Annotated in this window: 5 protein-coding genes and 1 pseudogene; all 6 read left to right on the top strand. The window is 49.5% G+C overall.

Annotation, left to right across the window (positions count from 1 at the left end; genetic code table 11):
• The first annotated feature begins 79 nt into the window (after positions 1-79).
• Positions 80-499 carry a hypothetical protein gene (locus tag BGX12_RS13850; protein ID WP_109736632.1) on the top strand — a complete coding sequence of 140 codons (420 nt, stop codon included), beginning with the start codon at positions 80-82 and terminating at the stop codon, positions 497-499.
• 126 nt (positions 500-625) lie between these two features.
• On the top strand, positions 626-15,088 hold the full coding sequence (locus tag BGX12_RS13845; protein WP_146196361.1) for a calcium-binding protein: 14,463 nt from the start codon (positions 626-628) through the stop codon (positions 15,086-15,088).
• Between the two features lie 8 nt (positions 15,089-15,096).
• Positions 15,097-17,283 (top strand): hypothetical protein, encoded by a 2,187-nt coding sequence (locus tag BGX12_RS13840; RefSeq protein WP_109736630.1) that lies wholly within the window; start codon positions 15,097-15,099, stop codon positions 17,281-17,283.
• 3 nt (positions 17,284-17,286) lie between these two features.
• Entirely contained in the window at positions 17,287-19,233 is a 1,947-nt protein-coding gene (locus BGX12_RS13835) for a hypothetical protein (protein WP_109736629.1), read from the top strand.
• A 237-nt stretch (positions 19,234-19,470) separates the two neighbouring features.
• Positions 19,471-20,244 carry a DUF6261 family protein gene (locus BGX12_RS13830; protein ID WP_073323883.1) on the top strand — a complete coding sequence of 258 codons (774 nt, stop codon included), beginning with the start codon at positions 19,471-19,473 and terminating at the stop codon, positions 20,242-20,244.
• Positions 20,245-20,515: 271 nt separating this feature from the next.
• Positions 20,516-20,763, top strand: a pseudogene (locus BGX12_RS13825) (ATPase); the annotation flags it as partial.

Raw genomic sequence — 20,763 nt, 5'->3', positions numbered from 1 at the left:
ATTAAATTTTAGAAAATAGCCCATTTTTTGTTTAATTTAGGCGAAAGTCAACAAAAAAGGGTGGCGAAGCCACCCACACATGTTGATGAAGAGCCAATTAAAAGATAAATTAAATGAATACCTGTCATTCCAAGATGAAAATGGTCGTTCCATCATGAATACATATGGCTTGTATGTGGTGGATATCGACACGGACAGTAATATTATTTTCGGTTGCGACCCTCGAAGAATTCAGGGATATCCAGATTCTGAGTCCTATTACCTTTATAATAGTAAGGCTATAAAGGGCAATGAGATTACCTACATGCGAATCTCCGGTGAACTTACACCTTCGATGGGTAAGCATGGGGCGCTCGTTAAAGATACTAGTGATACAAGTAAAGTATTTATAGAATTTGACAAGGTGGTGGATGATGCTTCTGTGGAAGAAAAATTTAAGTCCCTGTATTCAAAATATGTATCTAATGGTGTTCCTGATGATTTAGGCGATGAATTTTAATTTACAAAAGACTCTTTGAATGTCAAATTTGTAAAAGTAAAGAAAGAAGGAAGTAACGACTGGAGTATTTCGCTAGAGAGCACTGATAATACAGCGTCTGTCGAATGGTTCGATCATATCTTGGAATTGAAATTCGCCGATGCTAACAATGATTCTGAAATAATATATGTCAATACGGAACATTGTTCTTCGGTTTCGTCTCTTGCAAAGGCAATTAACGATACGATAGACAATTGTACGCAAGGCGATGATATTCTTTCCAAAATATCTTCGGTCAAGGTGGTTGACGGGAATATTGTATTCTCTGTAAATGATGAAGAAGCCAAAATACTCGGGCCTACTGAAGAAATAAAGGCTGATAAGACTGATTTTAAGATAGGCGATAAAAAGGTCGATTTCCAGAAAGATTGGAATGCAAGCGATCTTAAAACGCTGACGCTTGCAGAACTTCTTGCGAATATTAATGCTCAACTTGCTTCTGATTATATTGTAGAAATCGTAGATGACCATCTGGAAATTTTTGGAAGTCAAGAATTTACCTTGACGTCCTTTGGTTCCAGTAAGGCTCTCGAATGGCTTGGCTTTAGTTCGGGACAAAAGGCTCAAAAGAAATCGGGAACATCTCAGAGTTCGACGGATTCTTTCCGTATTGTAGGCTCTGCACTCAAGAACCTTGATTGGTCGAAAAAGATCAGTCTTGAGGACATCAATGTTGGTGCAAATCTGACGCTTTCGATGGGAACCTCTCTGCACGAAATTGAGGATGTGTCTAAATCAGGAAATTCCGTTACTCTTGAGCTTAAATCTGCAGAAGGTGATGTTAGAGCAGATGTTTCTTATGCTGTAGGCGGTTATATTTCTGTCGGTGAAGATTATTATAAAATAGAAAACGTTGATGTTGAGGCTGGTACTCTTACTGTATCGACGGTTTCAATTGACGGGGATACGCTTGATAATGCCGATAAAAAGGAAACTTGGGCAACAGCAAAATATGTTGCAAGTGCTTCGGCCTCGTATAAATTCGTTGGAGCGGACATTATTGCGAAAGGAGACGTTGGGCTTGAATTAAAATTCGACTTGGAAAAAACTGAAAAGAAAGATCCGAATAATATATTTGGGTATAAAGTAATTCCTGTTACGTTGGGGCTTGCTGAGGGTTCAAATAATTTTACTGCAACCGCTTATGCCGATTTGTTTGGTTATGACATAGAATTGGCTGAGGTGTCTCTTGAGATCGTAAAACCCAATGGGTTTGCGTCTTTTGAAGACGATACGAACACTGAATTGAAACAAGATAATTATAGGTTGGCCAGTAATGTTGAACTGGGTGATGACGTTAAGAGTTTACTTGACAGCTTCAGCAATTTCTCGATTGAACAACTCTATGCTGTGCTTGAGAATCTGATTGATCGCATTGATGGCCTTGTTAAGCACAAAAATGTTGCAGATAAAAAGATTCCGGTCATCAACAAGTCTATTGGGGACTTGGTGACTGTGGCGAACGACTTGCGCAGCATTGTCTCTACACTCCGTACCGAAAATATTACGAACTTCCAGCAGTTCGGTGATTTGCTGAATACTTATCTTGACAAATTCAACCTTTCTTCGCATACTCAGGGAAAAAAGCTCTTTAATATAAGATTTGATCAAAATGAAAAGGCTCTTTTCTTTGACTTCGATGTGGCGAAGGCTATCGGTGTACGCCATAGGTTCAGTTTTGGCGAGGCGGATTCCGGCGTCCAGGGAAACATTGACTTGGATGTCTCGGGTGGTTTCTGGTTTACGCTTTCTGCAAAGGTCGTTTACGACGAGGAATTTGATCTTGTGCTTACGGACCCAATCCAGTTTGGTGCCGAAATTACAATTTCGGGCGACAAACTGAATTTCGATTTGGGAGTCACGGGCGGTGGCAAGGGCATGCTCAGCAACTTGATTTCTGTTGGCGAGAATAAGGACCAGCAGTCGTTTATTTACGGCAAGGCCGCCTTCTTGGGTTCTATTGGAAAATCGGGCGAGACTACTTTAAGAAACTTTGGAATAGATGATGATTTTACACCTGCTATTCCTATCGTTATCTTCGGGCGTCTTCCGATTACCGTATGCGAGATGTCCTTGGGTGATGTCCTTGTGGGTAGATTCAATAATAATGCCGTTGAATTAGTCGATTGCACGTCTTTCGTTAATGCCCAAAGCGAAGTCGAAAAAATAATGGGTGCTATCAAGGATGACTGGAAAGATGGCGAACTCACCGAGGCGAACAAAACGTATGACAATTTTGATTTTGGCCTGAGGCTTGGGAACGAAGACAATAAATCTCAGTTCGATGGGCGGTTGATTGCTGACTTCTCGAGTGTGTACGAAAGGATATTGGAACTTGCCGATTTCGCCAACATGGATTGGTTCAGCCAGATTAAACTTGCTGTGTCTGGCTTGAACAATCTGTTCGAAATGCTTGAAAGCAATATCAACGGCGGTATGGCTAGCTCCCTCAAGTCTGTCCCGGTTGTGGGTTCGGCCCTGAGTACCGGTGTTGATTTCTTGAGTGTGTTGAAGAACAAGGTGCTAGACCCGTTCTCTAAGTTCGTTTACGAATCGACGGGCCTGACTGCCGAAATGGTCGCGAAAAAGATGAACGACCTGTTTGGGTTGGACTCTTTCCTGACTCAGGAATATGATTTTGGTGAAAGTGAGGGCGATTCCTACTATTTCGGTTGGAACGGAGATAATACCGGGTGGAAACAAGTCGACGGAAAGGGGACGTGGTACCGCAGCACCAAGGAATCGGCGGAATGGTACTTCAACCTGGGCGGCGTGTATGAATTCGGAACCTCGGTGGGCTTTGATCTCGGTTTCCCCGGACTGGCGCTCGCCGCGGATGGCGGTCTCGATCTCTCGCTCTCTTGGGCGCTGGAGTTCGGATTCGGTATCTCGAAGCAGAATGGTTTCTACTTTATCTTTAACGACGGCAATGAAATCAATGTCAAGGCTACGGCTGAGTTAGATGCAGGTATAAGCGCCTCGTTGGCAGGGCTCGGCTTGACGTTGTCGACATCGGGAAAAGATAAAGATGGTAATAATCACAAAGCTGCTGTTGAACTAAGTTTCGGAGTCGACTTGAATAATCCGAGTGATTCTTCGGCGGAGACATACGATTCCAGACTTGGCGTTTCGGAGCCGCTCGATGCGGATGGAGTGAAAGAATGGATTACAAAAGAAAAGACCGATGATGATTCAGATGATAAGATAAAAAAATTTACGAAGAAATACGGCTTGGTGAAGGTGTCCGAAGCTTTTGCCGTGCCAACGTTTGACTTCGATGCGTCCGTCGATATCTATGCCGGTATAGATGTCGGTGTCGGCAAGGATGCCGGTCGTGATACGCCCAAGTTCCCCAATATTTCGGGTGAATTTGAATTTTTATGGGCATTTGAAGATGTGATGGGCGTAAAAAAATCGAATATTAAATCTCTTGCATTCAAAAATCTTGAATTCGACATGGGCTCCTTTATCGGGAGCGTACTCGGGCCTATCGTCTCCAAAATCCAGACGGTAGTGGAGCCGCTGGAACCGCTTATCGACTTCCTGATGACCCCGTTCCCGGTGCTCGATGACTTGGGAATCAAGATTACCCCGCTCGACCTTGCCAAAAAGTACAGCAAGGGCAACTTTGACGATGGTATGATTTATGCCATCAAGGATTTGATTTCAATATCCAAGACTATTTCGACCTCCAATGGCAAGGAACTCAAGATTGACTTGGGTGATTTTGAGTTGATAAAATCTGCGCCTGGAGTTATAAGAGATACTTCCATGCAAGATTTCCTTGATGGAAAGAAGTCTCGCTCGACATTTGATGAAAATGCTCTGAAAAAATATGCAAAATCTTTAGAGACACCTGATAAAATAGGAGGTGATGCCGCCGATAAACTCAAAAAACAGGGCTTCAACATTCAGGGTGACAGCAGTTGGAAGTTTATCTGGAACAATCCGTCGAAGATATTCCAGATGCTGCTTGGCGAAGATGTTCCCCTTGTCGAATACACGATGCCCAAGCTTTGCTTTGACTTTGACTGGAATACGTTCGTGCGCATCTGGGGCCCGCTCGGTGCGCGCCTGGGCGTGACGTTCAACGCCTCTATCCAGCTTGGCTTTGGTTACGACACGTTGGGCATTCGCCAGTGGATTGCTAGTGGCCGCAAGGACTATGGCCGCCTGGTCAATGGCTTCTACGTGATGGATAAAGACGAAAATGGCGTCGATGTCAATGAACTTTCGTTCTATGGCGGCTTGACAGCCGCCGCCGAACTCAATGCTGGCGTGAGTGCCGGTGTCGGTGGCGGTGTGGGCATCAACGTCGGTTTCAATCTGTTTGACCCCAACAAGGATGGCAAGGTTCGCCTGAGCGAAATGAATCAAATCATTGGCGAATTGGGCTTGTTCGGCATATTCGATGTGAACGGAGCGATTACAGCCAAACTCTATGCGTATGTGGACTTGTGGCTTACCACGAAAAAGTGGAATATTACGGGCGACATAACCCTGTTCAGTTTCAATTATGAACATAAACTTGCGCCTGTGATGGCTTCAAAGGACGAGAATGGCAATATCGTAGCGCATATCGGTCCGAATGCTGGCGACAGAGTCTCGACTGACAAGGATAATCCCACTCTCGAAGATGGTAATGAAACATACATTGCGGAATTGACGGATAAAGGCGAGGTTAAATGGGGCGATGGCAAGAAAGTAAGTACAGATAAGGGTAATTGGCATCGAATAAATGGCGATGCCGGTGATGACTACATCAAATTGACTGGAAAGGCCGGACTCAATCTTGAAATTTATGGTGGCGAAGGCGACGATGTAATCGATCTTTCCGGACTAGACTTGAATGGCTATACCGTAATTATCGTTGGTGGTGCCGGTAATGATACCATTATTGGTGCTAATGGTGGTATGAATATCATCTATGGCGATGATGGGTATGTACCTCCTGATGAGGATGAAGGCAGAAAGAATGGTAAATTCTATGTCGAAGGCTATGTAGAGGCTGGTGCCGCCGGTAATGATGTCATTGTCGGCGGTGCCGGAAATGATGTCATTTTCGGTGGTGCCGGTAACGACAAAATCGACGGACTCGATGGTGACGACCTGATATTCGGTGATGGCGGCAAGGCTCTCTATGATAATGGAACTGTTGGGGGGCCCTCTCGAAGCGATGTCAGCCTCGATGGCGGCGATGACTTGATTATTGGCGGCAAAGGCAATGATACGGTCTTTGGTGGTTCGGGCAACGACCGGGTTGACGGTGGCGCCGGAGTCGATGAAATTCATGGAGATCGCGGAAACGACCGTATTTTCGGTGGCTCGGGCGATGATGATATCTATGGCGGTTCCGGTCACGATATCATTTATGGTGGCAATCTGACACAGATAAACGTTGATTCCGAATTTAGTAAGGATTTCTTCAGTAAAGAACTTATTGCGAACCAGTTTGCCAAAAATAACTTTGAAGTCGCTAAATCGGAATTCAGTTTTGCTCTTGATAGTGCTAAATTCAAAGATGGTACTATCGCTAAATTGAGTGGTGAGGATTCTGATTCAGATGGCATAGACCACATCTATGGTGGCGAAGGCGATGACCTGATTTTCGGAGCTGAAGCGAACGACGTCATTGAAGGCGGTATCGGTAACGACGTCATCCATGGTGGTGCCGGAGACGACAAAATCGAAGGTGGTATCGATAATGATATCATCTATGGTGGTGCCGGTGATGATTTTATCGATGGCGGAGCAGGCAACGACAGTTTGTATGGCGATAATGGAATTGTCGATGGTTATACTAAAGGCTCTGACAAGTTCAATGGAGAAAAGATCTCCTTTGGCGAAAATTTTGGCTTGGGCGGAATATTCTACAAGGATGCCCAAAGTGGGTCGACTAGCGGAAATGACAAAATCAAGACGGGTCCCGGCTTGGATTTTGTTGACGGTCAGGGTGGCAGCGACCAAATCTTCGTGAACCTGATGGGCGGAAGCGAAACCAGTTATGTGAACATCACCGATTCTGGAACGGGTGCGTCCGACAGGGATGTGCTTACGATTGAAGCCACGGAATATGCAGACAACCTGTTGATGCGCATGAACGAAGCGGGGACTCTTGGCTTCGTAGCGTTGTTGCCGGAAGATGGTGACGTATCTAGCACGAATGCCAATAAGAATATCGAACGCGTCAACTTTACGAATGGTATCGATGTTGTTAATTTGTATGCAAACGGTGGCGACGACAAGGTTGTCGTTGATGGTACTGCGGCTGTAACGAATATTGATGGCGGCGCCGGAAACGATACCTTCCAGGTTGGACAACTCTACAACTCCGATCGAAAGGCTGGTACACAGAACATCGCTTCTGAAGATGGATTCAAAACTATTCAGAATTCCGATGGAAAATACCTGAGTGAAGGTGTGTCTGAAGGTTCTAAGTTGAGCATTGATGGTGGTATTGGTGATGATACCTTTACCGCTCTGCGCAACGTCGGTTCTTTGAACATGGCTGGCAGCCGTGGCAACGATGCGTTCTCTATCTACAATTATCGAATGATGAATGGTAAGATAATTACTAACGGAACGCAGTCAATTGATGGGGGCTCCGGAATAGATAGCGTGAATGTCTATGGCTCCGAGGGCGACGATACGGTTGTTATTACGAAGGAAGGCTTGCTTTCTGAATCTGGTGGCGTCAAGGTTGCTGGCGTTGAGTACTCGAATTTCGCCGCCGGTGCGGGTGACGATGAATTCTATGTCGCCAGCAACAATGCGGGTGAGACGACCACAATAAACGGCGGTCATGGCAATGATACTGTGTCAGTTGGTGGCCTCGATTTGGATAGTCGTCCGCTTCGAAATGCCGATACCGATGGCCAGACCAATACTTTGACATATGAAGTGTTGTCGGCTGATTCTGATGATTTGGATGACGAGCAAAAAGAAAATTGCTTTGTAAATCCTGATTTGGAAGATAAAAAGTATCAGCAGAAATTTGTCGTGATGGATACGAGCGGCGCTCCAGTTGTGTTTGTGTCGACGTCCGATATGTATATCGAAAATAAACCGGTCGAAATTACAGAAGGTGCTGCAGAAGCTTCGTTCTTTGTTGGCTATTCTGGAAACCTGAAGGAAGGGACGATTGAAGTCGAGTTGAACATCCCGATGCTTTCGACCTCTATGCTGCAGGCCGGTGATAGGGGGATTCTTATCATGGATCCTGCGGATTCGGTGTATAAAGACAAGGTTAAGCTTGTCTTTAATTCCGGTGATGCGCCCAAGGAAATAAAGATTAAAGCCCTGTCGGACAGCTTGCTCGAAGAAAATGCAGTCAAGTCTGTTTCGTTGAAGAGCGTCTGGTATTATTCCGAAGATGGCAAAGAACAGGAGGAACTGCTTTCCAAGTCAGCAAATGCCTTCTCGCTGATGGTCAAGGACGATGGAAAACTTACCCAAAATGACGAAGCGAAGAAACTGCTTACAAGGACCGAGGAGTTCACGATTAGTGGAGACACGGTTGCTCTGGGCGAATTTGGCATCGAATTGCATGATGCGAATAAGTCGAACATCCATGTTTATCTGGAAAATAGCGATAAGATAATTGAATATACCAATATAGATGACAAAGGTGTTTTGACCATAAAGAATTATACAAATGACCTAAAAGATAAGGTTCTTATCGTAAATTATCGTTCCAATACAATGAAACTTGATGGATCAAAAATTCATCTTGCTTACGATGATGTTGCCAGTTTGTCTATGGTTAAATATGGAACCGAAGTTGTCTACTGTGGTGCAGATAATGCATTGAAGGAAAAGAAGGATATTTATTACGAACTGAACGGAAATGTCCTTGTGTTCTTCAACACGTCGAACCGGCAACTCGCGACATTGCATGGTGTGGTTTCTGTTGGTTCTGGTACGTTTGCTCCGACCGAAGCCAATATTACGAATACGGATTCCTTCGAAGCTTGCGATTTCCTGAAGATTGAACGCTCTGGGGTGACTGGGCAGGAAAAGCAGTATGTGCTTGCTGAAAAGTACTCTGAGACGAAGTTGGAGGATGGACATCATGTTTTGACCGGAAACACAGAAGGTGATACGTGTTGGAACTCCATGACTTTCGATATTACATACAACAAGGATATACCTGACGGTAAAACGTTGTTTGTTAAGGTGTCTGCTTCCGAAGTTATGTCTAAAATGTTGGACGTAAACAAAGAAGTTCAACTCTTGATTTATGATAATAAGGACGGAATAGCGAAATCTTCCGTTGTTTTGGAATTTAAGAAAGGCTCTGCATCACAGACAATAACTGTTTTCGCAAAAGCGGATGTCATTGATGAAGAATATGGTGTCGTTTCTCTCAACGGAAATAGCGAAAAGCGTATTAACCAAGTCGAAGGCACTGTTGATGCTTATGGCAAGGGAACAAGCGACATTGCCGGTGTCGATAATCCGGAACTTCTCCATTATAATCATAAGATTGAAAGCGATTCCGGCTTTGTTTGGGCTTCGAAGTTTAATGAGAAAAATACCTATGACTTAGACAGTTTGGCTGGCGTGAAGTCTGTTTCTGGCAATACAGTCGTTGTCGAAATTAAGGCAGGACTGACGCCTATTAAGGGTGGTACGGTCAAGTTTGTTTCGGAAAAGAACGAATCAGAATGGTTCCGTATTGATGGAGATCCCATTGTGGGTGAGGGTACTTATACTCTCACGTTGAACAAGTCTATTGACGCTTCCTTGAACGGTTTCAAGGCTATGTTCGCTGGGCAGAAGGACTATCTCTTTGAAAGCGAAGACGACTGTGTCGACCGTATATTCGTGAATAACCAGGATTCGGATGTCGATGCTGTCAGTGCTCTTGAAAATGCCAATGTGGAAAGCGTTGACGATTCCGTCAAGTTTACGCATACAGAACTCAAGGAAAAGGTTGTTGCAAACGAGTTCGAATTTGGCGAATTCAATCTTGGTACAGGAAAAGACACTGTCAATATCTCTAAGACCATTCATGGCCATGTTGATCAGACTACAGAAAAAGAATTCCAGACGTTCACGGTCGTGAATACCGGCGACGATAAAACCGATAATCGTGAGACCGATGATGATATTACCGTTACGGATTATAACGCTAACGACGGTCAGCTGGTTATCAACGCCCAGGGCGGCAACGATAAGATTACCGCAAAGGGAAGCTTGATTACCAAGGACGGTATGGTTGTTCTGGGCGGTGCTGGAAACGACACCATCGATGTCGATAAGGGTATTATCGCCTTTGGTGACAAGGGTAACATCCAGTATATGGATGGCAATAATGTCGTTACGGAGCTTGGCTATTATAAGGAAGACTCCGGTGAGCATAAAGCGGGGGATGTTATTTTCACAACTATTCCTAAGGATAGAGATAGTAATTTCATCCAAAAGCAGACCGATGGCATTGCCCGTGGGGCGACTTCTATTGCGTCCGTAATGCCTAACGAGGGCGGAGTCGATAAAATTATTGCCGGCGGACAGATGAGTGTTGTTGTCGGTGGCTTTGGTGGCGACAATATCACGGTAGCCGGTGAAAAGAACGTTGTGCTTGGCGACAATGGTGTGGTGAACTTCCATAACGAAGGTTCGGCAACGTCTTGGCGCGAAAACAACATTGAGATTAGCCTCGAAATGGTTCAGACGACAAATAATTCTATTGGAGAGAAAGATACCATTGGTATTGTCGGTAGCCATAACGTTGTCATGGGCGGAAATGGTGATGACGATATCACCATCGGCGAAGTCGGCAAGGGAAATGGGACCGATAACGTTGTCCTTGGTGACGGTGGTGTTGCCAACTTTACGCCGGGTGTCGCTACGACCGAAAACTTTATGGTCAATGCTGCGGTTGAATCCGTGAAGACTGAGGAAGATTCGGTCGGCGCTGGGGACACTATCGAAATCTATGGCGGCCAGAATACTGTTATGGGTGGCGCTGGTGCCGATAAAATCACGATCGGCGAAGAAAACAAGGACGACAGCGAAGAAGTCAAGATCAATGGTGATGAAAATGTTGTCCTTGGCGATGGCGGCTCCTATGTTGTCGACAAAGATAAGGGCGAGGTGAAGGTTCATACTCATGATCTGTCGGTGACTGAGGATAAAGAACCTGATTTTGTCGATACAATCACTATCCATGGTGGTCAGAATACAGTCATGGGTGGCGTTGCCGGCGATAATATTGACATTTATGGTGCCGACAATATCGTCCTCGGCGATGGTGGCGAATCCATCCGCGAATGGAATGCGGATAATGAGGTCTACGATTCCATCAAGTCTGTCGAAACGACGGACGATAGTAATGGCGGCATCGATACCATTAACATCCATGGTGGCAAGAACACCGTGATGGGTGGTGCCGATGGCGATACGATTACTATTGGCGATGAAGTCGAGGATGGTGAACCTCAAAATGGTAATGAAAACGTTGTCCTTGGCGATGGTGGTTCCTATGTTGTCGATAAAGATAACGGTGAGGTGACTGTTAAAACATCTCGAGAAGAGATTAATGATGCAGTCGTTATCCATGGCGGTGAAGATACCATCGCGATCCATGGCGGTCAGAATACGGTCATGGGTGGTGCCGAAGGCGATACAATTGACATCTTCGGAGCCGACAACATTGTTCTCGGCGATGGAGGTGTCTCTGTTCGCGAATGGAACGAAGAGAAAAAGATTTATGAGGCAATCAAGTCCGTCAAGACAACCGATGACAATAATGGCGGTATCGATACTATCAACATTTATGGCGGCCAAAATGCCGTGATGGGTGGCTTTGATGGCGATAATATCACTATTGGGACGCAGAATGGCGCGACAAGCGATAACAACATCGTGCTGGGCGATGGCGGCGAATATAATAACGAAGCTTCTGATTCTGCCTATATCAAGACCCAAAGCGATGCGATTGGTGGTGAAGACCACATAAAGGTCTTTGGCGGTCACAATGTCGCTATGGGTGGCTTTGCTGGCGATGAAATTGAAATCCACGGCGGCGAAAATGTTGTTCTCGGTGATGGCGGCATTGCTAATTACGATAAGAAGCCGGGTGCGGCAACGGTGAATGACTTCATCAACTCCGGACTTCGCGATGTTACAACCACGAGCGATGGTGTCGGTGGTCATGACGATATCGATATCTTTGGCGACAAGAATGTCGTGATGGGCGGTGCCGATGGCGACATCATCGATATTGCTGGCAAGGATAATGTTGTCGTTGGCGACGGCGGCCGCTATGACATCCATGAAGACCACAGGACGATCGAAACCAAGTCTGAACAGGATGGCGGCAGCGATATTATCCATACCGACGACGGCAAGAATATTGTGATGGGCGGTATGGATGCCGACGAAATCACCACGGGCGACGGAAACGATATCATTCTTGGCGATGGTGGCTTTGCTAAGGTCGATTATGACTTTAATGCACTCTTTGTCACTAACGAGAATATCAACGTCGGTGAAGATCTCGGAACGGCCGGTGCCGATACGATCATCGCGGGTAATGGTGACAACGTTGTCTTTGGTGGTCTCGGTAACGACGATATCACGACGGGCAACGGCCAAGATGTGGTGTTCGGCGATAACGCCTATGCGACATTCCGCGGCAATGCGAACGAGGCGTTCGAACAGGTGGGTGACCGCCAGAATGTCCCGGATGTCTACGAAGAGGCTACGCTCAGCTTCAACTTCCAGGGTGCTTCGCAGACAGGCCTCAACGCGACGGATTACGTCGGCGCTCCCGAATTCGAAAGCCACAACTGGAACAACATCTCGGGCTCGCTCGCGGGTACCTACGGCAACGATGACCGTGAAATCGTGAACATGGACAATCTCGATGCTACGGGCGAAAAGTCTGCCGAAGATACTCGCACGCGTGTAAGCGGCGTGAGTGTATCGTATGGTGGATACGAGAGCCATCGCAATACGAGCACGGACAACCGCATCAACCTGCAGGCCTACAACCTCGGCCTCTGGAATATGCAGGGCGACAAGAATGCGAAGCTCATGAATTCGGGCCTGATGACGACGGCCCCGAACGCTCAATGTGGCAGCAAGTTCGAAGTGGCCGTGGACGGCCTCGCACAGTATTTCACCAGCTATAAGGTGGTTGTCTATCTCGATATTCCGGATTCACATTCCGCATACGGTAGCAGTGTGCGCAAGGTGAGCCTGTTCGTGGGCGGTTCCGAAGAGCCGTATTCGGCCTATTACGTGAACGATGCAGAGGGACACAACTTTGACGGTTCCTTCGTGCAGGCGACTGCGACGAGCGCCGACACTGCCGAAGCCGCGAACTACGTGGTGTTCGATGTGCCCGCCGGTGCAATTGCCGACAACTTCCGCGTGGTTATCGAGGAAGCGTATCCGAACAATGCCCAGAACGGCAAGAACCTCGCGGGCATCGCTGGCATCCAGGTCAGGGGCACGCTCCACAAGCAGGACGTTGCCGCCACCACGGACATCGACTTCGGTGGCGATGATATCATCAAGACTGGCCTCGGCGACGATATCGTCGTGGGCGGGACCGGCAGCGACGACATCACCACCTTCGGTGACGAGCGCTACGGCATCTACGACAATGACGTCGTCTTCGGCGATAACGCGAAGATCCTGCTTTCCGACCGCGACAGCGACGAATCTACGGCTTCGACCATCTCGACCGCGGAATCTGTTGCCGTCACGAATATCGATACGGCGACCTATGACGACACCATCAATACCGGCGACGGTAACGATACCGTGGTGGGTGGCATCGGTGCGGATACAATCCACGCGGGTGCTACGGAAGCTGCCGAGACCATGCTCGACGGCGTTAAGGCCGCATCGGTCAACTTCACGCTCGAGAATGCCGACGCCTCGTTGAAGGTGGGACCTGGCGAGACTGCTGGTGTGGTTGCCGACACTGCCTGGTGCAATATGTACGTGAAGAACGGCGAACTGCATGATGTCGATAACTACTCTTCGCACAGCGTAAAGGGTATCAATGTGACAATCTCTTCGTATCAGCAGAACAGCGGCTGGTGGAACGAGATGTATGCGGGCAACTACGCGATGACGCACGAGAATAGTTCTGAACTTGACGGCGATACCGCGAATTCCAAGTTGTTCAACGGGTATCTCGCGTCGCAGCAGCACGACGAGATTAAGCTCACGCTCGACAGTATCGACCAATTCCGTGCTCAGAGCGGGCTTGCCGCGGGCGACGCCTGTGACATCTATGTGTATCTCGGCGCTGACAATGGCGATACCGATACTTACAACTATATTTACCAGGTTTCGCTGAACAATGGCGAGAAGCGGTTCTTGAATGACTGGACCGGCTACAACTTCGATGGCGACTACAGGGAGGCTACCTGTGATTCCTACGAAGATGCGATGTCTGCCCTGCACGAAAGTTCCGCCGTCCGCATGGAGATTGTGGGCAATTACGTGGTGTTCCGCAACTTCACCGGGAACCGTGCCGAAATCCGCATAAAGAACGTATACACGAGCAGCGGGCAGAACCCGAAGAACCTGCCCGTAATCAACGCGGTTCAGGTTGTTGCGGGCGCAGGCAAGGATGCAGCCGCCATCGGTGGCGACCACGACAAGGACCTCGTCTATGGCGACGATGCCAGCCTCACTTTCGACCTCGATGTTCCCTATGCCGTCGACGAGAATATCTCGGACTACGCGAACCGCGTCATCGGCGCGGAATCGCTCTCGATTGCGCAGGATGCCGTGACAACGGTTTATACCGGAGACACTATCGTTACGGGCAAGGACCGCGACGTTGTCGTGGGCGGCGAAGGTGCCGACACCATCACGACGGGCGCGGGCGACGATATCGCCCTCGGCGGAAGCGCGAACCTCGTGCTCGAGCACAACAACCTGCTGGGCGTGTTCACTCCCAATACCGAAATTGTGCTTGACCAGCACACTATCGATACCACGCTGCACCAGAACTATCTTGACAACGATACCGCGAATGTCGGGAACTTCCAGGCCCGCCTTGACCAGGGGCTCATCGACGGTGTGCAGCACATGGACAACGGCAATGACCGCCACGACGAAATTGACGCTGGCGAGGGCCGCAACCTTGTATCGCAGGGCAATGACGATACGGGCGAACTGGTCGTAGTCCCGGACAATGGCCAGGGCGGCGAAGGCGGCAATGGACAGCAGGGTGGCGAGCAGCAGTCCACCAGACAGTTCGTGCTTGGACAGCGCGAAGTCATGAGTTACGTCGAGATTTCTGCCGGCGAGACCATCGAGATTGTGCTTACGGACTGGAACGAGGGCAACCAGTATTACCACCCGAATGTCGTGTTGCAGATGAGCGGAACGGACAACGTGCGGCACACGCTTTATTTCTCGTGGGACGGCCTTGAGGAACCGGTGCCGGTGAGCCTGTTCAACTACGACATTGTGGATATCCCCGATTCTTCGAACGTTGCGGGCGAACACAGGATTGTCTTGCGTGTGAGAAGCGACGAAGACGTGGTATTCATGGCTTCTGCCGGTAATCGGTAGGCTTCGCCATGATGCTCGATCAACAGCGCAAGATATTCCATGAGTCGTGGTACCGCCTTTCGGGGAGCAGGATTGCTCTTCGTGCGAGCGTCCGGGTTCATCGCCAAACATACCGCGGTGTGCTGTGGTTCGTACTCTACGAGCCCTTCACCAACCAGTACTACCGTCTGCCGCGCGGCGCGTACGACTTCGTGTCGCGCCTGTCGCCCGACAAGACGGTGGGCGAGGTATGGGGGGCTATGCTCAAGAATGGCGAGGGCGAAATGCCCGGCCAGGGCGAAGTCATCGAGATGCTTGCGCAACTGTATCAGGCGAACATGCTCATGTATGTGGGGGCCGACGACGGTGCGAAACTTTTTGAGCGCAACCGCAAGCAGACGCAGAAAAAGGTGAAGGCGTCGCTCTTGAACATCTTCTTCTTGAAGGTGCCGCTGTTCGACCCCGATGCCCTGCTCAATAAGCTGCGCTGGCTTATCCGCTTCTTGCTGAGCAAGCCCTTCGCCTTTATTTGGCTTGCCACGGTCTTTGTCGCCGCGAAATACGGTGTCGAGAACTTCGACCAGCTGAAGGATAACGCGCAGGGGTTTCTCTCGCCGTCGAATATCGGCTGGGTGTACGTATGTACCGTATTTGTCAAGCTGTTGCACGAATTCGGCCACGCGAGCGTCGTCAAGCGCTACGGGGGCGAGGTGCATACGCTGGGCGTGATGTTCATGCTGCTTGTGCCGCTCCCTTATGTGGATGCGACGGCGAGCTGGTCGTTCCGCAAGAAGTCGAGGCGCGCCCTGGTGGGTGCCGCGGGTATGCTTACGGAATTCTTCATCGCGGCGGTGGCACTCATTGTCTGGGCGAACCTGGGCGGTGGCCTAGCCAAGAGCCTTGCGTACAACGTTGTCATAATGGCGTCGGTCTCGACAGTGCTGTTCAACATCAACCCGCTCATGCGTTTTGACGGCTACTATATCTTGACCGACTTGCTGGACATGCCCAACCTGCAGCAGAATTCGGTACGCCACCTCAAGTACCTGTTGGAACGCTATGCCTTTTTTAAGCGCGATGCCGAAGTCATCGCCGAGACGTGGCTCGAACGGGTGATTTACGCTGTTTATGGTGTCGCGTCCTCTATTTACAGGATTTTCCTGTTTACGGGTTTCATTGTTGCCATCTCGCAGCACTACCTGATACTTTCTTTTGTCATGGGTGTTTTGCTGTGCCTGACCATGGTGGTGATGCCGGTGGGCAAGTTCCTCAAGTACATTTTTGCGAGCCCCGGGCTTGCGCTGGTGCGTTCGCGGGCGATATTTTTGACTGTATTTGTTTTTGGGGGACTGCTAGCGGCTTTGTTCTACGTTCCGGTTCCCGATACGTTCAAGGCTCCGGGGGTCATCGAGGCCGCGCGTTACGAAAATACCACGGTGGGCGAGGGCGGTGTCGTTGCGCGGGTTTATCGTAACGAAATGTCTCCTGTCAGAAAGGGCGATACGCTGATGCTTCTCGAAAATCGTGAACTCGATTTTTCTATTGAAGAAAAACGCGCCCAGGTAAATGAATCGGCGCAGATGTATTATCAGGCGCTCAACCAGGCTCCCGAAAATATGATGCCTTTGACGAAGCGCATGGGGGTGCTGAAACAGGAACTGAACGATCTGTTGGCTTATCGGGACAAGCTGGCGCTGATTGCTCCGATGGATGGAATCTGGGATGTAAAGAATCCGGACGAGTATGTCGGTCGTTTTTTGCAGAAGGGCGATTCGGTGGGGATGGTGCTCGACACGGCTGCTTTTGATTTCTTGGCGGTGGTGAGTCAAGAGGAAGTCTCGCGCCTTTTCACGGATAAACCGCGCCATGTTTCGGTGCGGCTGAATGGTGATGCGTTTACCGAGATTCCTGTCGATAGCGTGACGGCAATTCCCGCTGCTCGCGACCGTTTGCCTTCGGCAGCGCTTGGGTGGATGGGCGGTGGCGAAATCGAGACGCGCGCTTCGGGCGGGGATGATGGTTCGTATGCAGAACGCACTGCGGAACCAGTTTATCTGGTGCGTGCTTCTATAAAGAAGGATTCTCCCGCTCTGGATGGGATTGACTGGGCGCACGGCCGTTCCGGTAAAATCCGCTTTCACCTGAAGGACACTCCGCTTGCCTTGCAGGGAATCCGCAAGGTTCAGCAGGCACTGCAAAAGTATTACAAGATGTGATTTATGAACCTTAACGACAACTATCGCCTGACATCTTGTAAGCAAGTGAAAAAGATTCCGACGGGGCTTGACGCCCTTGTTTTTCGGATGGTCGGGAGGTTCAAGGGCCGCAGGGGTGTGCTGCGACGACTTTTACACGATGCGGCCCTTATCGATAAGCAGAGCAAGACCTATTCGGTGTTGAGCGATTCGATGCTCAAGAAAAAGATGGGGGAACTCCGAGTAGTCTTTAAACGCCGTGCGGATAAGGAATCTGTGCTGGCTGCCTTTGCCCTTGTGCAGGAATCCGTATCGCGCACAATGGGATATAGACCTTATATAGAGCAGCTGGCCGGTGCACTGGCGCTGTACCATGGGTATATCGCCGAAATGTCTACCGGCGAAGGCAAGACGGTGACGGCTGCCATGTGCGGCGTGGTTCGCGGATGGAGCAAGCGGCCATGCCACGTGATTACGGCGAATGACTACCTTGCCGCCCGCGATGCCGAGATTATGAAGCCGCTCTATTCGTATTGTGGGGTGTCTGTCGGGGCGGTTACGGGAACCATGAAACCGGCGGAGCGACGTGAGGGGTACGCTGCCGACGTGACCTATTCTACGGCGAAAGAGGTACTTGCCGATTTTTTGCGGGACCGCATTGCGTTGGGGAAATACCAGAATTTTTCAAAGCGAATAGTTGGCGGCTCTGTTGGAAATATGGAGAAGTTGACTTCGACCCTGGTGCAGCGCGGGATTTATACGGCCATTGTCGACGAGGCGGACAACGTGCTGATTGACGAGGCTGTGACTCCGCTGATTATTTCGCGCGAAAAGAAGAACGATGAATTTAACGAAACTTGCAGGGTGGCCTTTGATATTTCGAAGGAACTTGTGGAGCGTCGTGATTACGCAGTCGATTTCAAGAACCGCAGGGTGCGTTTTGTGACCGATATCGACGAGCGGCTGGAAGAACTGGAATCGAAGGATGAGTTTGCCCGTGCGGGCTTCTTGAAGGACCTCGTGCGCCAGGCCCTTGTGGCGCAGAAACTTTTTGAATGCGGCCGCCACTATGTCGTGGAAGAGGGCAAGGTTGTGATTGTAGATGAATCTACGGGCCGCAAGATGCCCATGCGTTCGTGGAATGGCGGGCTTCACCAGATGATTGAAATCAAGGAAGGTCTGGAACTTTCGGGGCTCAAGGAAACCGAGGCCCGCATGAGTTTCCAGCGCTTCTTTAGGTTGTACAAGAACTTCTCTGGAATGACGGGGACAGGCAAGGAAGCGGCAGCCGAATTCTGGACGATTTACGGTGCCGCCGTCGTGTGCATCCCGAATCACCGTAAGAATAGGCGAAAGGTATCATTGCTGAAAACGTTCGGTACAAAAGAATCGAAACGGCTATCCATTGTAAAGGAAGTGTTCCGCATGCATGAGAAGGGACGCCCCATACTGATTGGGACGAAGGATATTGACGAAAGCGAAAGGCTTGCCGAAATGGTGACGGCTCTTGGGCTTGAATGTCGCGTTATAAATGCCGTGCGTAGCGAAGAAGAGGCCGCTATTATTGCGGACGCGGGAAAGCTTGGGGCCATTACGGTCGCGACGAACATGGCCGGACGCGGCACGGATATCAAGATACCGGATAAAGTAAAGAAGATTGGCGGGTTGCATGTGATTGCCACCGAATGCAACCCGTCGGCAAGAATAGACCGCCAGCTTTTTGGCCGATCGGCGCGTCAGGGGGACCCCGGAAGCGTAAGCCATTACGCATCTTTTGAAGACGAAGTCCTGCGTCGCAACCTGCCGAACTCCCTTGCCATTATTTTTAGGCATCTGGGGCCTTTTTCGCCCCTTTCGGTGCGTTGGGCGCAGTACAGGGCGGGGAGAAAGGCGTACCAGAGCAGACTTTCGGTGCAGCGCACTGACACCTGGCTCGAGGATTCTCTCGGCTTCAGTGGGAACGGCGTGTAGGACTGTGTAGAATCCACACATCGCCGTGACACAATTTTTACAAAAAAGAATGCAACCTAGACAAAGAAATATCTTACTTTGTCTGCAAAAACACTTTATCCTTATTTTTTATTCGTTTGTCGGAATCAGGCATTTTCGGTGATACGCTTTTGAAATTTTGGCGGTATCTTTGAAGACAAGGGAACGCAAGAGTTCCTGAGACAAAAACCGACAACCTTCAAAAACGAGGATAGCATCATGATGAAGATCCATGCTCTCAATTACAGAACACTGCGCAACGAAGAATTCCTGGGACTCCACAAGTACTTCGTTGAGCAGACTGCAAGCATCACCAGCGAAGAGATTCGCAAGTCCATCGAAGCCTACCGCACCTCTGTAACCGAATACGCTAACCTCATTGAAGTGTCTGTCGACGAATCTGCCGCAAGGGCCGTCAGCCGCCTTGATTCCGAACGCAATGCCGCCTACTCCTCTTGCAGGAACTTTGCGAAGAGCCTCAAGTCGCTTGCCGACAGCGGCGTGGTTGCCACGGGAGAACGTCTCCGCAAGATCTTTGCCGAGAACGCCGACCCCACGAGGTTGAATCAGGACCAGTCCACGGGTACTTTCACGAACCTCATCAATACCCTCAAGGAAATTGGTGATGACAAGTTGAGCGCCTGCGGATTCAAGCCCTGGCTCGAAAACCTCGAAAGCAAGCACAACGAATACCTGACGGCGGTGCAGAACCGCAACAAGGAAATCGCATCGAAGGTGGCCGACGCCAACAAGGTGTATCGCGAACGCTGCCTCGAAGGATTCGGAATCGTGACGACGCTTGCAATCGGCAAGGCCACCCTCGACAAGGACGAAGGCTGCATCCAGTTCATCAACGCCGTGAACAGCCACATCGACCAGAAGAAGGTGCACCTGAAACTTCGCAAGGGAAAAGGGAAGAATACGACCGAGTCTCCCGAGACGACCGTGGTAGATTTCCCCACCGAAACGAAGGAAGAGGAAAATGCCGCATAGTAACAAGATACATTACATGAATAACATTGCTCCTGCCTGATAAAAATCAGGCAGGAGTTTTTGTTTTACAGGGCGAGGCTGGTTAGGCCGCGCCCTGTGTTGCGAGGGGGGGGCCGTCGCGTTAGGGATAGTGACCCCTTGGGGACAAGACCCGCGAAGCGGGGCTTGGTTCTGGGAGGTGTGCGGCAAGCGCAAGCGCAGCCGATTGCCCCCAGAATATAGCCCGACCGCACAGATATGTGCGGGAACGCCCAAAAGAGGAACTTGCCAGATGGTGCTCGGTATCAACATGCCGAAGTTCGTCATCCCGATGTTCATCGTGGAAGCCGTTCTTCTGGTGCTCTTTACTGTGCCACCGAAGCGCCTCAAACAGGACATCATCAGCATCCCGATGCTCGTGCTCGATGTGGAGAACAGCTTTATCGATGTGATTAGCTACATCCGTCTGTTCGCAGTGGGCCTTTCCGGTGCTGCCATTGCAGAATCCTTCAGCGAAATGCTTTCGCCTATGTTCGGTTC

Source organism: Fibrobacter sp. UWR4 (assembly GCF_003149045.1).
Classification (GTDB): Bacteria; Fibrobacterota; Fibrobacteria; order Fibrobacterales; family Fibrobacteraceae; genus Fibrobacter.
The sequence above is the reverse complement of the archived record's forward strand: the minus strand, read 5'-3'. Positions and strand labels throughout refer to the sequence as shown.

Excerpts from the sequence above, each read along its gene's own strand:
- BGX12_RS13840 (WP_109736630.1), top strand. The coding sequence starts at position 15,097 with ATGATGCTCGATCAACAGCGCAAGATATTCCATGAGTCGTGGTACCGC.
- BGX12_RS13835 (WP_109736629.1), top strand. The coding sequence starts at position 17,287 with ATGAACCTTAACGACAACTATCGCCTGACATCTTGTAAGCAAGTGAAA.
- BGX12_RS13850 (WP_109736632.1), top strand. The coding sequence starts at position 80 with ATGTTGATGAAGAGCCAATTAAAAGATAAATTAAATGAATACCTGTCA.
- BGX12_RS13830 (WP_073323883.1), top strand. The coding sequence starts at position 19,471 with ATGATGAAGATCCATGCTCTCAATTACAGAACACTGCGCAACGAAGAA.